Source organism: Lysinibacillus sp. NPDC058147 (assembly GCF_042884205.1).
Taxonomy (GTDB): Bacteria; Bacillota; Bacilli; order Bacillales_A; family Planococcaceae; genus Lysinibacillus.
Genome location: NZ_JBHVUJ010000016.1, coordinates 1 through 13,032, shown reverse-complemented (window position 1 = coordinate 13,032; position 13,032 = coordinate 1). Strand labels below are relative to the sequence as shown.

Annotated in this window: 16 protein-coding genes and 1 other RNA gene; 7 read left to right on the top strand and 10 right to left on the bottom strand. The window is 34.3% G+C overall.

Annotation, left to right across the window (positions count from 1 at the left end; genetic code table 11):
- The first annotated feature begins 89 nt into the window (after positions 1-89).
- The 4 genes from ACFVT8_RS23880 to ACFVT8_RS23865 all read left to right on the top strand — a co-directional run bounded on the left by ACFVT8_RS23880 (position 90) and on the right by ACFVT8_RS23865 (position 4,468).
- Complete coding sequence (locus ACFVT8_RS23880) at positions 90-779, top strand: response regulator transcription factor (protein ID WP_387086148.1); 690 nt, start codon at positions 90-92, stop codon at positions 777-779.
- Positions 776-1,756, top strand: coding sequence for a sensor histidine kinase (locus ACFVT8_RS23875; protein ID WP_387086145.1), 981 nt, complete (start codon positions 776-778; stop codon positions 1,754-1,756). The genes ACFVT8_RS23880 and ACFVT8_RS23875 overlap by 4 nt, the downstream gene beginning before the upstream one ends.
- Positions 1,757-1,872: 116 nt before the next feature.
- Positions 1,873-2,634, top strand: a complete 762-nt coding sequence (locus ACFVT8_RS23870) for an ABC transporter ATP-binding protein (RefSeq protein ID WP_387086142.1) — start codon at positions 1,873-1,875, stop codon at positions 2,632-2,634.
- Entirely contained in the window at positions 2,624-4,468 is a 1,845-nt protein-coding gene (locus tag ACFVT8_RS23865; RefSeq protein ID WP_387086139.1) for an FtsX-like permease family protein, read from the top strand. The genes ACFVT8_RS23870 and ACFVT8_RS23865 overlap by 11 nt, the downstream gene beginning before the upstream one ends.
- Positions 4,469-4,712: 244 nt before the next feature.
- Here the strand turns inward: ACFVT8_RS23865 and ACFVT8_RS23860 are convergent, their stop codons facing one another.
- Positions 4,713-5,153, bottom strand: a complete 441-nt coding sequence (locus ACFVT8_RS23860; RefSeq protein ID WP_387086136.1) for a hypothetical protein — start codon at positions 5,151-5,153, stop codon at positions 4,713-4,715.
- A gap of 172 nt (positions 5,154-5,325) precedes the next feature.
- Between ACFVT8_RS23860 and ACFVT8_RS23855 the strand changes: the two genes are divergently transcribed.
- Positions 5,326-5,964, top strand: coding sequence for a YfbR-like 5'-deoxynucleotidase (locus ACFVT8_RS23855; RefSeq protein ID WP_387086133.1), 639 nt, complete (start codon positions 5,326-5,328; stop codon positions 5,962-5,964).
- Positions 5,965-6,153: 189 nt separating this feature from the next.
- Positions 6,154-6,666, top strand: a complete 513-nt coding sequence (locus tag ACFVT8_RS23850) for a zf-HC2 domain-containing protein (RefSeq protein ID WP_387086130.1) — start codon at positions 6,154-6,156, stop codon at positions 6,664-6,666.
- A 55-nt stretch (positions 6,667-6,721) separates the two neighbouring features.
- Here ACFVT8_RS23850 and ACFVT8_RS23845 read toward each other — a convergent pair whose 3' ends face one another.
- From ACFVT8_RS23845 to ACFVT8_RS23835, 3 genes are all read right to left on the bottom strand, one after another.
- Entirely contained in the window at positions 6,722-7,723 is a 1,002-nt protein-coding gene (locus tag ACFVT8_RS23845; RefSeq protein WP_387086127.1) for an anti-sigma factor, read from the bottom strand.
- The gene (locus tag ACFVT8_RS23840; protein WP_370048456.1) at positions 7,716-8,246 is read right to left on the bottom strand and encodes a sigma-70 family RNA polymerase sigma factor; all 531 of its coding nucleotides are present in this window, start codon (positions 8,244-8,246) and stop codon (positions 7,716-7,718) included. The genes ACFVT8_RS23845 and ACFVT8_RS23840 overlap by 8 nt, the downstream gene beginning before the upstream one ends.
- Before the next feature lie 276 nt (positions 8,247-8,522).
- Positions 8,523-8,861, bottom strand: coding sequence for a zinc ribbon domain-containing protein YjdM (locus ACFVT8_RS23835; RefSeq protein ID WP_387086124.1), 339 nt, complete (start codon positions 8,859-8,861; stop codon positions 8,523-8,525).
- A gap of 245 nt (positions 8,862-9,106) precedes the next feature.
- Between ACFVT8_RS23835 and ssrS the strand changes: the two genes are divergently transcribed.
- Positions 9,107-9,299, top strand: a non-coding RNA gene (ssrS, locus tag ACFVT8_RS23830) — 6S RNA.
- A 754-nt stretch (positions 9,300-10,053) separates the two neighbouring features.
- On the opposite strand, the gene ACFVT8_RS23825 is transcribed toward ssrS, so the two are convergent.
- The 6 genes from ACFVT8_RS23825 to ACFVT8_RS23800 form a co-directional block, all read right to left on the bottom strand.
- Entirely contained in the window at positions 10,054-10,503 is a 450-nt protein-coding gene (locus ACFVT8_RS23825; protein WP_387086121.1) for an ABC-three component system middle component 2, read from the bottom strand.
- Entirely contained in the window at positions 10,490-10,744 is a 255-nt protein-coding gene (locus ACFVT8_RS23820; protein ID WP_387086223.1) for an ABC-three component system protein, read from the bottom strand. Before ACFVT8_RS23820 ends, ACFVT8_RS23825 begins: the two co-directional genes overlap by 14 nt.
- Positions 10,722-10,904 (bottom strand): ABC-three component system protein, encoded by a 183-nt coding sequence (locus ACFVT8_RS23815; protein ID WP_387086118.1) that lies wholly within the window; start codon positions 10,902-10,904, stop codon positions 10,722-10,724. The genes ACFVT8_RS23820 and ACFVT8_RS23815 overlap by 23 nt, the downstream gene beginning before the upstream one ends.
- 111 nt (positions 10,905-11,015) lie before the next feature.
- On the bottom strand, positions 11,016-11,627 hold the full coding sequence (locus ACFVT8_RS23810; RefSeq protein WP_387086115.1) for a hypothetical protein: 612 nt from the start codon (positions 11,625-11,627) through the stop codon (positions 11,016-11,018).
- A gap of 318 nt (positions 11,628-11,945) precedes the next feature.
- On the bottom strand, positions 11,946-12,608 hold the full coding sequence (locus tag ACFVT8_RS23805) for a zf-HC2 domain-containing protein (protein ID WP_387086112.1): 663 nt from the start codon (positions 12,606-12,608) through the stop codon (positions 11,946-11,948).
- Between the two features lie 4 nt (positions 12,609-12,612).
- Complete coding sequence (locus tag ACFVT8_RS23800) at positions 12,613-12,945, bottom strand: RNA polymerase sigma factor (RefSeq protein ID WP_387086109.1); 333 nt, start codon at positions 12,943-12,945, stop codon at positions 12,613-12,615.
- Between the last annotated feature and the right edge of the window lie 87 nt (positions 12,946-13,032).

The following is a 13,032-nucleotide window of genomic DNA, read 5'->3' as shown; positions in this document are numbered from 1 at the left end:
AATTTCATGACATCCGCCGGAGGCTTTAACTTCTTTCAGCGGATGTTTGGACACCCGCTGAAAAAAGTTAATAAAGAAAGGTCGATACTATGTACAAAATATACATAATAGAGGATGATCCCAATATTTCAAAGATTATTGTGGAGCATTTATCAAAATATCAATTTGAATGCCATACCGTTCAACAATTTAATCATATAGTAGAAGAATTTCAAGCTATTCAACCTCATCTAGTTGTTATGGACATTAACCTGCCAACCTATGATGGGTACTTTTGGTCGCGTAAAATCCGTCAGCTATCCAAATGCCCTATTATCATTGTATCTGCGCGTGTGAATGACATCGATCAAGTGCATGGTATTGAAAACGGTGCGGATGATTTTATCACTAAGCCCTTCTCACTAGATGTGCTTATGGCAAAAGTGAATGGTCTTATTCGTCGTACGTACGGAGAATATGCTTCCTCCGAATCTAATGTGATATCAATTGCTAATACAACATTAAATGCTAATACAGTTCGTCTTTACACTGAGCAACATGAGTGCCTGTTAACGTTAAAAGAGATGCAGCTTAGCAAATTACTATTTGAAGCTTATCCTAATGTTGTTCCTCGTCAAAAATTGTTAAGTGCCATTTGGGATGATGAATCCTTCGTAGAAGAAAACACTTTATCTGTTAATATTGGCCGATTACGAAAAAAATTCGAGGCTATCCAATCTAAACTTGAAATTAAAACAATTCGTGGACTTGGTTATCAATTAGTGGAGGCAGAAGAATGAAGCTTTTCTTTCGCGACCATGTAAGTGTCATCATTCTTTATTGTGTAAACTTTCTAGTATTACCTTGGATCATTCATTCATTGGATGATCTATCTTCACATTATCTATATTTTATCTTTCTCGTTAGCTTCCTATTTACTATTTGGCTGATTGGGCGTTATTACCGCAGAAAAAAGATTTATGCGCATTTACAGGAAAACACATTAACTAGCGATAACCTCCATCTATATGAACCACAGGCTATGATTGAGCAAGCCTATAGTCAAAAACTTCGACAAATGCAATATTTATACTTAACAAAGCAGCAATATTTCGAGGAACAAGGAAAAGAGAAGCAGCTTGTGCTGTCACATTTTGCCCATCAAATGAAAACGCCGTTGTCAGTTATTCAACTGATGATCCAATCGAATGCAAATAGCCAATCTAAGCATTTGCAAACAATTAATCAAGAATGCGATAAGCTGACGTTTACTCTCAATCAGCTACTAACTTATGAACGTACGTCCAATCTAGTGGCTGATTTAAAAATAGAATCACTCTCATTAAAAGAGCTTATTAAAGAAGTTGTCAACGATTTAAAGGATTATTTCATTGCAAAAGAAGTTTTTCCAAAAGTGACGCTTGTTGAAGATATTATTATTTATTCAGATCGTAAATGGTTAAAAATTGTGCTTTATCAAATCATCAATAACGCCATTAAATACGGTGAGTCTGAAAGTTCTATTCAAATTATTTATGACGAAGCTACTTTACGTATTAAAAACTATGGAGATACGATTCCTGAGAGTGAAATTTCACGTGTCTTTGATTTATTTTATACAGGTGTGAAAGGAAGAACGAGCGGTGAAGCAACAGGTATAGGCTTGTATTTAGTGAAAAAGATTTTAACTGAATTAGAGCACCCTTTTATTTTACAGTCCCATGAGCGTGTCACTACCTTTTCCATAGACTTTTCTAATAGCGTAAAAAAATCATAATTGTAAGTTCGTAATATGACAACTTTGTCATATTGACGTCATATAGCCAAATAGGTAAAATATTGCTCCTTCTTTATACTTAAGTTATTCAATCGAAGTAAGGGAGTTGTTCAAAGATGGGAAACTCAATCCTACAAGTGTCCAATCTTCAAAAAGAATATATTGGGGAAATCACATATAAGGCATTGAATGGCATAGATTTTCAGCTAGGCGAGAATGAATTCGTAGCCGTTATGGGGCCATCAGGAAGTGGGAAAACAACATTTTTAAATAGCGTGTCAACAATCGATCGCCCTACCGCTGGCGAAATTCTTATAAATGGTAGAAATCCATATTCATTAGATGATGAAGAGCTTGCAAAGTTCCGCCGTTCAGAACTAGGCTTTGTCTTTCAAGATTTTAATCTTGTACACACATTAACGGTGAAAGAAAACATTTTATTACCGTTAACTTTAGATAGTCTACCTGCCGATAAAATGCAGCAACGACTTAAACACGTCTCTCAGTTTCTAGGAATTGAAGAGCTTCTTTCAAAACGAATTTATGAAATTTCCGGTGGACAAAAACAACGTGTAGCTATAGCTCGTGCGGTTATTCACGAACCGAGTTTATTGTTGGCAGATGAGCCTACAGGAAATCTCGATTCAAAAGCAGTAAATGATGTCATGAACTTATTTAGTTCTATTCATACCGAGCTGAAAACGTCCATTTTAATGGTGACCCATGATCCTTATGTAGCAAGCTTCGCAAATCGCATTATATTCATTAAGGATGGTAAATTATATAACGAAATTCATCGTGGTCATAATCGCAAACAATTTTACCAGGAAATCATGGACACACTTGCTTTTTTAGGTGGTGGACAGCATGAGCTTTAATCATATCGTTATTCAAAATATTTTACGTGATAAATGGACCTATGTTTCGTATTTCCTTAGCAGTATGTTTTCTATTATTATTTTCTTTCTGTTCACAGTCATTGTATTCCATCCAAGTCTTGCAAGTTTAGATCCAAACTCAACACTTGGCCTTGCATTAATGTTAGCGAGTCTGCTTGTCTATTTGTTTTCATTTATTTATATTGCCTATTCCATCATGGCCTTTTTAAAGAAGAAAACAAAAACACTAGGTATTTTTATGATTACTGGTGCATCCATGAAACAAATTCGTACACTCGTTTTTCGAGAGAATATTCTTATCGGTGTATTGGCGATTATTACAGCAGTTATTCTTGGGCTTGTCATTTCACCACTCTTCTTAATGGGTGCCAAAGTTGTTTTAAAGGCAGAAACTTTCGGTATGTATTTCCCTATGAAAGCAATCATGCTAACGATTGGTTTGTTCCTTGTATTATTCGTTGTTATTTCAAAAGTAATGACAAGATTTATTAATAAAGAAGCTTCCATTCAACTATTAAAAAGTGATGTTGTCATCGAAAAATCGATAAAATCACATTATCTTTTATTATTCATTAGCATTATTATTTCCACCATTTTAGCCTATTTATTAAAAATTGATCATAATATTGTAGGTAGTCTCGGTATTCTTTTCTATGTAGTGTTTTTCGTGAGTGTTCTTTGTACAATTTATTTAATCATCTCACAAGGTATGCGTTTCCTGCTAAAAGCTTTTGAGAAATCGTCATCCTATATGAAACAAACGAATATGCTACTGGCTTCCAATTTGAATGCAAAAATGAAATCACACGCAAACATATTATTTTTAATCACTATTTTATTAAGCGGTGTGTTTTTAAGTACAAGTATTTTATTTAGCTCTTACTACAATGTTAAAAACGAAAGTGAAGCGAATTATCCATATAGTTTTCAGTATATTGCCACTCCTAAGGCTGATCCAAGTATGGTAGAAGCTGATATTAAAAGCATTGAAAAACAATTATCCACAGTAGATTCACAAAAATATTTTATTGAATTTAAATCAAATGAAGATCAACGACTCAGTTATATGTCAGTTTCCGATTATAACTTCTTACACAACGAAAAGATTAGCTTAGGTGCAAATGAATTTATAGCAGTGGCCGGAAACCATAAAATTTTTCCAATTACTAATGTAAGTGATGACAAATATCTAAAGCAATTTAAGCTTGTATCTGTAAATGAAAAAAATCTATTAACAACAGGTTTCCAACAAACGTATTTTATTGTACCTGATGAAGTTTATAACAGCATCAAATACCCTGTCTACAAAACCTATTTATTCGAGCTAGACAATTGGACAGCACATACAGAGTTGGCGAAAAAAATTATTGGGGATTTCCCACATATATATGAGGAACGTTATGTAACATCAAAAATCGAATTATATGACTCGGAGATGTTTGTAAAAAGTATTGAATTCTTTATCGGCTCTATGTTGAGCTTGATTTTCTTAAGTGCAGCTATGAGTATCCTCTACTTCTATTTACAAACGACACTTCTTCAGGAAAAAGAAAAGTATGTAGGCATACGAAAACTCGGGCTATCTAAAAAAGAGTTATTCACTGTTGTTTCTAAAGAGCTGGCAATCCTTATATTTGTACCATTCGCGATAGCCACTACGATGTTACTCGCTACATTATTCGCCATGCGAAAAATGGTTTCAACATCATTTTTACAAGTATCTTTGATGAGCTCTTTATGCTTCTTTACCCTGTTCTTCGTTAGTTTTATATTTATTCGCAAAAGCTATTTCAAACGCTTGCTTAGTCTATAATGAAAAAATCCGCACTCCTCTCGAGGTGCGGATTTTCATAATGTTGAAAAACAAATTAAAATGTGATCTTTGAGAATCTTGTGGCGCAATGAATAAAGGTGATTTTCGTTCCAGGCTACTCGCTTTCCTGTGGGCGAGCGTAGCGTCAGCTACAAATGTTTTCTGTAGCGAAAGCAAAGCGACAGCTACAAAGCGCCCAGTCGGAACGGAAATCAACCACACGTTATGATGATGAGCCAGCTTCTTACCAAAGCACTGGCTTTGCTACCATTAGCCATAACATAATTAGCAATAATAAAATGTACATCCATGCTTTGCGATGCAACAATGAAGCAAATTTTTGCTGGTCATAAGCAGGTGTATTAAATGTCTGTAAAGTTGGTTTGAACGCTCTTGCTAAAAAAACAATGGAGGTCAACATCACGAGAAATGTAAGAACAATCCACGATGTACTCCAATGATAGCCAGCTTGCCACATTAATAAAATACCAGATGCAACAAGAACATGCCCCGAATGCTTGACGATCGTAATTGCTCCTTTAAAAGCCTCTATATATGGTGGCATTTCAACATGAGATGCTGTACGCATTTTTTTAACAATTGTTAAAACAACGAACAAAGGCCCAATCGAAAGAATAGCACTTAAAATATGTATGTAAAGAAGAAGTGTATAAATTGAAATCATGGTGCATGCTCCCCTTTTAATCAGTCCCCCTCATTATAGCACTCAACATAATTGTACTTTATCGTCAATTGTGAATCCTTTGTAAACGCAAAATGAATCATTGTTAAGTTGTTTGAAATTTGCACAAAGAGGGTATGGATTATAGTAACATGCACATATAGAACAAAAAGGAGTGATTTTTATAGGTATTCATCAATTTTTTACAAGTCTTAACGACTTAGAGCGAATTATTCGTTGCCCTGGACGTTTCAAATTCGAGGAGCACAATGTGGCTGCTCACTCTTGGAAGGTATCGCAATATGCGATGTTCTTTGCGACACTTGAAGAAATGAATGGAGCTACGGTCAATTGGAAATCATTATATGAAAAAACCATCAACCACGACTTTGCTGAAGTATTTATCGGCGATATTAAAACTCCAGTAAAGCATGCGAGCCCAGAGCTTAAGCAAATGCTTGCACATGTGGAAGAAAAAATGATGGAGAAATTTATTATTGATGAGATCCCACAAGAGTTTCAGGCTGTCTTCTTTGAGCGCATGAAAGAAGGTAAGGATAAAACTATAGAAGGTCTCCTACTTGAGTTTGCTGATAAGCTTGACCAATTTTATGAAGCCTTTGCTGAGTTAAAACGTGGTAACACAGATAAAGAATTTGTGCATATGTATCAATCAGCCCTCTCCAAGATTTTAACTATTCCTCTTGAAGCTTCGGTTCACTATTTCCGTACTGAGATTCTGAAAGATGCTGTGAAGGAAAAAACGCATATTGATATTCAAGCTTTGACCAATGAAGTATTAACATCAAAATAATGGGGTGCATGTACAAGTTTTCCGAACGAATTAACTCACGGAAGGCTTTTTTTATTTCCATCAATTATGCCTCCGGCGGATGTTTTTTGTACCGAAAGCACCCGCTGAAAATTAACCTAAATCCTCATTCATCTGCAGAAAGAAGTTAAAAAGTCGTATAATGGAAGGAGATCGATTGGAGGGAAGCTTTTGTCACAGGAATGTTCAATTGTAGAAGATTTATTACCTTTGTATAGAAAACAAGCGCTCCAAGCAACTACTATAGAATTTGTCGAACAGCATTTAGCTACTTGTGAGCATTGTCGACAGCTTGCTTCTTCAAAGCAATCACTAGGCTATCATTTATTAATGAAAAGAACGATAACGTTTTTCCATCTTGTGTTTATCGTACTATCTTTTATGTTTGCCATTAACTCATCATTACTTGGCAATCAAACAAGCTTTGCTTTCTCGTACGCAATTTTTGGCTGTCTTACCTATTTCTTTTACAAAAATATTTGGATTGTTTTTGCTATCAGCTCTGTACCTGTTTTCGTATGGGCCATTATTAATAATATCAATAATTCACTCTATGTCACCCACTACTCCTTAACGGAAATTGGTACACTGTTGATTGGAGCTAGCTACATAGCCCTTTTACATACTATTTTCGCATTATTTGGTGCAGGTTTTGCTATTATGTTTCGTAGGTTTACAAAATAATGTTACACCTTGTAGAAAGAAGTTGTCTCAATTTAATCTGAGACAACTTCTTTTGTTACCAATTATACCCATTCATAAGTTCAACATCCCCTAGCATTTCATTAGAAATACCTTCTATATCTTGAAGCATCCATAGTTGTTTTGTCGGTCCTGTTACAACGGCACCATAAGCTTGAAATCCATTCTTTTTAATATAATTATAGCGTTCTTGCAAATGGTTTAAACCGAGAAATCCTTCGTAATAGCTTTTCTTTTCAGTTAAAAGTTTTTCCATATTTTCTAGCATCCAACGTTGGCTATCCCCCACATTATATTCTATTTCCTCTGCTTGCGATATATGGGCATAATCATCACTAACTTTTAAGCCTCCCGATAACCCGATTCTATCATAAATTGTAATTGTACCACCGGAGCGGCCAGAAGCAGTTGGTTCAAAGGATTTAAACTCACCTGTATATAATGGCATCCAAACGATTCGGACATCGTACGGAGCAAGCATTTTTATCAATTCTATAGGCTCTTTAAAGGTTGAAATCGAAAACGCCATTTCCGCTACAGTTCCATCGGGTAGATCTCCTAATATATTCCATATATTATTGTTAAGTTGAGATGAGGTAGCTTTTCCCGTTACCGGATCTTCGGGTAAATTAAAATTAAATTGTTGTGATGTATTTGTCGACGGTAAGTTCATACTCAGAGATGAATTAGAATTCAATATAGATTTTTCAACATGCATTTCGCCGACTACTACCTTTTCCTTTCCTACCTGCTTCTCTAGAGGATAGCTAAATTTTTGCGTCAGAAATGGCGTTATTTCAGCAGGCGAACCCATAGAATATTGACCTTTCATATTTGGGTGTAGCCATTCAAATACTATTAAAGAGTTATAAGCATGTTTAAGATCAGGACGCGTTTTATCAAAAACGATGGATACCCCTGCTATATAGAGAGCATAAATAACGAAGCATATTAGCAATATACGCAGTACTCGAAATGTTAACGTAAAACGGTATTTTCTTAAAATCTTTTTTTCATTCTCCTGCGACCACTCAGTCATGTTGGAAACCTCCATTCTTTTTCACTATTTCTTCTAATCTTTTGCGGGCACGATGTAAAAGTATTTTCACCTGCCCCTCAGAAAGCTCTAGGGCTTCCTGCAATTCTAAGTAGGTGAATTGTTCATATTCACGTAAATATAAAATCGTTCGGTAATTTTCAGGCAAAAATTTCAACAACGCCTGTACATCTTCTGTCACTTCCTGCGTTAAAAAATCCTCTTCTGGTAACCCATACGGACTTAGCATTTCATCTTTCCAAAATAAGTTTGCAAATGGAATAGTCCTTCGCCTTTTCTGCTTACGCCATTCATCTAAATACGTGTTCCGTGCAACTTTGAATAACCACGCTCTCACATCCTCCTCTTTATAAAACGACAGCGATATCGTAGCTCGTACAAATGTTTCTTGCACTAAATCTTCCGCTATATGCACTGATCCAGACATCTTCAGCAGAAAATAATATAACGATTTCGCGTATTTTTCATAAAGTTGCTCAAGCTCGTTTTTCCGCTGTCTGTCCATGCCATCCCCTCGTTTCGCTATTTCACAAGTAAAACGTATATCTTTTCTAAATGTTACAGTAATTACTAAAAATTTTTATTAAAATTAATTTCGCCTTGGCGTAATTGTTGCTGTCGCTTCGCTTTCGCACAGATAAACAATGCGTCCGGAAGCTTTATCTTTATTCAACAGGTGTTTAGACACCTACTGAATAAAAATAAAAAAAGAGTCGTTTTTTGAATAGCTTCCCAACATCATTCCCTAGTTGGGCGCTTCATTTTCACGACTCTTTTTTACTTATGCTTTTTTTACGAACTCAGACTTTAATTTCATTGCACCAAAGCCATCGATTTTACAATCAATATTGTGATCGCCTTCAACGAGACGAATGCTTTTCACCTTTGTCCCAATTTTTAGCGTTGAAGAACTACCTTTCACCTTTAAATCCTTAATAACTGTAACGGAATCACCGTCTGCAAGTAGATTGCCATGAGCATCCTTTACGATTAACGTATCTGTGTCCTGCTCCGTGGCATCTGTGCTCCACTCATGCGCACATTCTGGACATACAAAGTTTGTTCCATCCTCATATGTGTATTCAGAATTACATTTCGGACAATTTGGATAAGCTGCCATTTCCGCTTCCTCCTTTACTTTTTTTCTAGGTAAACCCTATATATTCTCCTATCTTTACATACTCCGCCCTATTTAGTAAAGGCTGTTCGTATTTTTCGTTCGTATTTGTGAAAAATGTATGAATCTGTTTTATGTTATTGGAGATATTTCATTCTGAATAAGTATGATTTGGGACACTTGCCCATTGACTTTTTTGTACAAACCATCTTACTTGCAAGTTTGTTTAACATGTCTTATTATATCCTTAAAGGCTGCATTGTTCGTATAATATTAAGTTTTAACCTTTAAGCTGTAAAAGGGAGTTTTATTATTGGAGTTGGAATGACGGGCCTCACACTAAGGTGCATGAGGATAAGCAGGAAAGCTTCTGCGAACACCCACTTTGAGGAGTGGTGGTTTAAAACTTTCTATAATAACTACGGCATACGCGGCTTTTTAAATTTAATCATACAGCCACATGGCTTTGAAGCATTTCTCTCATAGTGAAAACTATGGGAGATTTTTTGTTGTGGGGAAAAAATGGGGAAATTGTTGGGAAAATTAAATATTATACCGTTTTTTATTCTATGGTTTATTTCTAATCACAACGCTTATATTTAATGGCAATATTTACAAAAGAAAAAGCAAATCCATTATGAAACACATTTGCTTTTTTCATTTGATTAAAATTCATCGTTAGGTAATCCTTGCACTACAATTATACGTTGCTCACCTAATATCATTTGCCTCTTTTGCCTCTTTTTTTGCAACTATTAATGTTTGTATTAGTTTCTCAATAGTTTTACGAAATGAAATAACAATTGGTGAAAATTAATGTTTACTTACCTCTCTTATCAAAATTACTATCTCCCCTTTCATTTTATAATGCAGTATTTCAGTTTTTCTCATCAGAACTGAAATATTTCCTTGCGTAAATCATCAAGTATACCCACTTTCCCTACCGAAAAATGGTATTAACATTCTCAGTGACAGCATTTCTTTATCGGTGTGAATCACTAAGTGTACTCACTTTTCCTACTTGAAAAGGAATGATTATTCCGCTAGGTGCATTTCCTTTATTAAGTTAACAACAGAAAACGAAGAAAAAGCATAAAAAAATTTGATGGTCCTACAATTACATTGACCCCATTTTTAAATACTATGCTAGCATCGGATACACTTGGTCCTCTAAAGACCAATCTATTAAGTATTATCAATATATTCTTCCTCTCAGCATCTCCATTTTAGGCATTTTATATATATAGTTCTTCAAACTATCTTCTGTAAAATCTCCGAATTTTGAACTTAATAAATCTCCAGCGGTTTTAATTTTAAGAGTATATGTAGTCTCTAATAAGTTTAAAAATATCACTGTAAAAGAATTAGCTGAATATAAAATCCCATTTTCCGTATAATTGATATCAATCAACGATTTATTAATTAACAAATTAATAGATTCCACGATTATTGCTCTTCTAATAATTAATTCATTTTGACTATTGGGTTTGATCGGATGCAACTGTGTATTATCAGTTAAAGCATCATTCGTTAAAAGATAATCTAACATTGACAACTGATCCACACTTAATTTTCTTGGTGACATCTTTTCTAAAATAACCATACAACGAATTCCTACTTCAAAGGATGTATTATAAATTTCCATTTTTCACCCATGCTATCTTTTTGTCATTTACTAAATGATGACACATTCCGTGTTTATCATTACTTGTCATTACAGCGGTCAATGGATTATTGTTATCCAAAGAAAAGGTTCTTGATTCAGTAGTTACTTTCTTCACTTTTTTATACGAGTTCTCATATTTTTCATCTAATAAATCCGCAATACAATCGTGTAGCTCTGATTTTAATTCCTCAAAAGCTTTAGTATGGGGATGGTAAACTATCTCTTTCGAACCTTAGCAATGTTTCCGCTTCAAAAAAGTGTCTTCGTTGTCTCACAAAATGATCTTCTAATGTTGGATCTTTTTCTAATTCTGATACATTAAGTACTTCCTGATTTAGATGTTCAGAATAACACTTAAATAATTGAGAAGTATATTCCAATTCGCGCTCCTCTAAATCTTTAGGCGGCTTTAAACTCTTAGGTCTATGTTTTTGAAATCCTCCACCAAACCTGAACGGGAAATAGGGTGTTTTACGAAACTGTTCTATAAACTAAAGCGGGTCTAAATAATTGAAAATCCGAAAATCTTTAGCTTCAATAAAACTCTTAAGTCCCTCATCAAGTTCAATATTCTTAGTAGAAGTTATTTTTGTACGACAATTTTTATCCCAATTCTCAATAAATTCATCTTTCAATTTATCAGGATTATCTATTAATAATCCGTGTAAAGTATTATTTACTCCTTTAGGTGCAACAAAATAATACGCTTCTGGGAAACTATATCGACCTTCAAAACTGTAATAGCATATTTTCCCTATCTCTACCCAAATATCTGATGGTACGAGTGCTGATGCATAATGTTTACATTGATAATTAACCCATTTCCCCTCTTCTATATTTGTATAACAAATTACATCTCTCCCTAAATCTCCACTGCCCCCACATCGCCGAACTAACTCATATTTCTCTTCTAAAAAAGTAGTTGCCCACTCTTTTACACATTGTTCATATTCAACATCTGAAAACTGTCTAAGTCTATCTTCAGGAGCAATAGGGATCCCTGATAATAAAGTATGAGCATTAATAATAATTTCTGTATTACTACACTCTATCGGCTTTTCACAAGGAATAATATCTTCTATCAAAGAACTTTCCTCTTCCATCAAGTATTCCACCCTCTTATTTCATTGTTATTATTTTATATTTTACGTAATATATACCTCTAGAGCATTAAAAACCTTATTAATTTCTTATACAAAGTAATCTCGCTATCTCAATTTTTAATATTCAATAAAGCTGTTTTCTAAAAGATTGTTGCTGTTAAAACATAAAAACAGAGTTAATCTACAAAATGCGTAGAATCAACTCTGTTTTTATATTTGATATTTCGAAAATCGAATATTTAACTAAAGCACCAGTTAGTTTAATAAGAACAGCGACGCTTATTCAACAATATTCCCGTCTTCTATCCATTTTTTAAATCATTCAGCATCGTTACCTTTATCATATAAATCTTTTATGGGTATTACATCGGTTTTATCTTTATATTGTATAGTTACCTTATCTTCATCCGTTAGTTTCTTCTTCTTCCCATTGTGCAGTAATAATGTGTTTTCATCTGCAAATGTGAAAGAAATGCCACTCCCATCTTTTAAGAGTTCTGCTGGGGTAGAGAAATCGTTCCTTTTTTCATAAACAAATATAGTATGTGTATATCCCTCATCTGTTTTTGCATCTGTTAAAATTATATAATGATTGTCCTTTTTTGCTTTGAATAAGAGTGTAGCCATCGTGCCCTGACTCTGAATGTTTGTTTCAACATTACCGGAACTTGCTTGCCACATATTTACAAACACAAAGTAATAAGCAGTTATCAGAACAAGAAACATTGCTAGTAGTGATGATACGATAACTAAGTTCTTTTTTCTATTTTTGGAGCGTACCTTTTTGAAATAATCAATGTTCCTTTTATCTTTTCTTCTCTCATTTTCATCTTCTGAAAATAAATCTCCCTTCATTTTGTTTAAATAATTTCGGCATTCTTCACATTGTTCCATATGTTTTTCTATCTGTTCGTTTGTTTCTTCACTTGTTAATTTATCAATATAAGCAGGAGCCAAATCCTTAAATACACTATGTTCCATAACCCTACTCATCCTTTCTGATTTCAAGTTTTGCTCTATAAAAAGTCACTCTTGCCCAGTTTTCTGTCCTTTCAAATATTGAACCAATTTCTTTGAACGATAAGTCACCCAACAATCTTAAATAAAGTATTTCTCGTTTATCCTCACTGAGTTGATGAGCCTTTTTAAAAAACATAACTTTATCCTCGTTTTTTATATACTCATCTTCCAAGTCGTAAAATGTTGTGCTTTCACTTTTTAGTGAGTCCTTCAATTGTTGGTTTTTATTTTTATGGTTTAATTCTTGCAGCCATATGTTTTTAGCAATTGCGCAGAGCCACGTGGAAAACGAGGGCACTGAAAAACTTCATCTGGTTCCACTTAGCGAGGTATTCGACGATTCAATCGTCGAATACCTCGCCTTTTTAATTTATAATTGAGAGAC

Excerpts from the sequence above, each read along its gene's own strand:
- ACFVT8_RS23880 (WP_387086148.1), top strand. The coding sequence starts at position 90 with ATGTACAAAATATACATAATAGAGGATGATCCCAATATTTCAAAGATT.
- ACFVT8_RS23875 (WP_387086145.1), top strand. The coding sequence starts at position 776 with ATGAAGCTTTTCTTTCGCGACCATGTAAGTGTCATCATTCTTTATTGT.
- ACFVT8_RS23870 (WP_387086142.1), top strand. The coding sequence starts at position 1,873 with ATGGGAAACTCAATCCTACAAGTGTCCAATCTTCAAAAAGAATATATT.
- ACFVT8_RS23865 (WP_387086139.1), top strand. The coding sequence starts at position 2,624 with ATGAGCTTTAATCATATCGTTATTCAAAATATTTTACGTGATAAATGG.
- ACFVT8_RS23860 (WP_387086136.1), bottom strand. The coding sequence starts at position 5,153 with ATGATTTCAATTTATACACTTCTTCTTTACATACATATTTTAAGTGCT.
- ACFVT8_RS23845 (WP_387086127.1), bottom strand. The coding sequence starts at position 7,723 with ATGACTGAGTGGTCGCAGGAGAATGAAAAAAAGATTTTAAGAAAATAC.
- ACFVT8_RS23840 (WP_370048456.1), bottom strand. The coding sequence starts at position 8,246 with ATGGACAGACAGCGGAAAAACGAGCTTGAGCAACTTTATGAAAAATAC.
- ACFVT8_RS23835 (WP_387086124.1), bottom strand. The coding sequence starts at position 8,861 with ATGGCAGCTTATCCAAATTGTCCGAAATGTAATTCTGAATACACATAT.
- ACFVT8_RS23825 (WP_387086121.1), bottom strand. The coding sequence starts at position 10,503 with ATGGAAATTTATAATACATCCTTTGAAGTAGGAATTCGTTGTATGGTT.
- ACFVT8_RS23810 (WP_387086115.1), bottom strand. The coding sequence starts at position 11,627 with ATGGAAGAGGAAAGTTCTTTGATAGAAGATATTATTCCTTGTGAAAAG.
- ACFVT8_RS23805 (WP_387086112.1), bottom strand. The coding sequence starts at position 12,608 with ATGGAACATAGTGTATTTAAGGATTTGGCTCCTGCTTATATTGATAAA.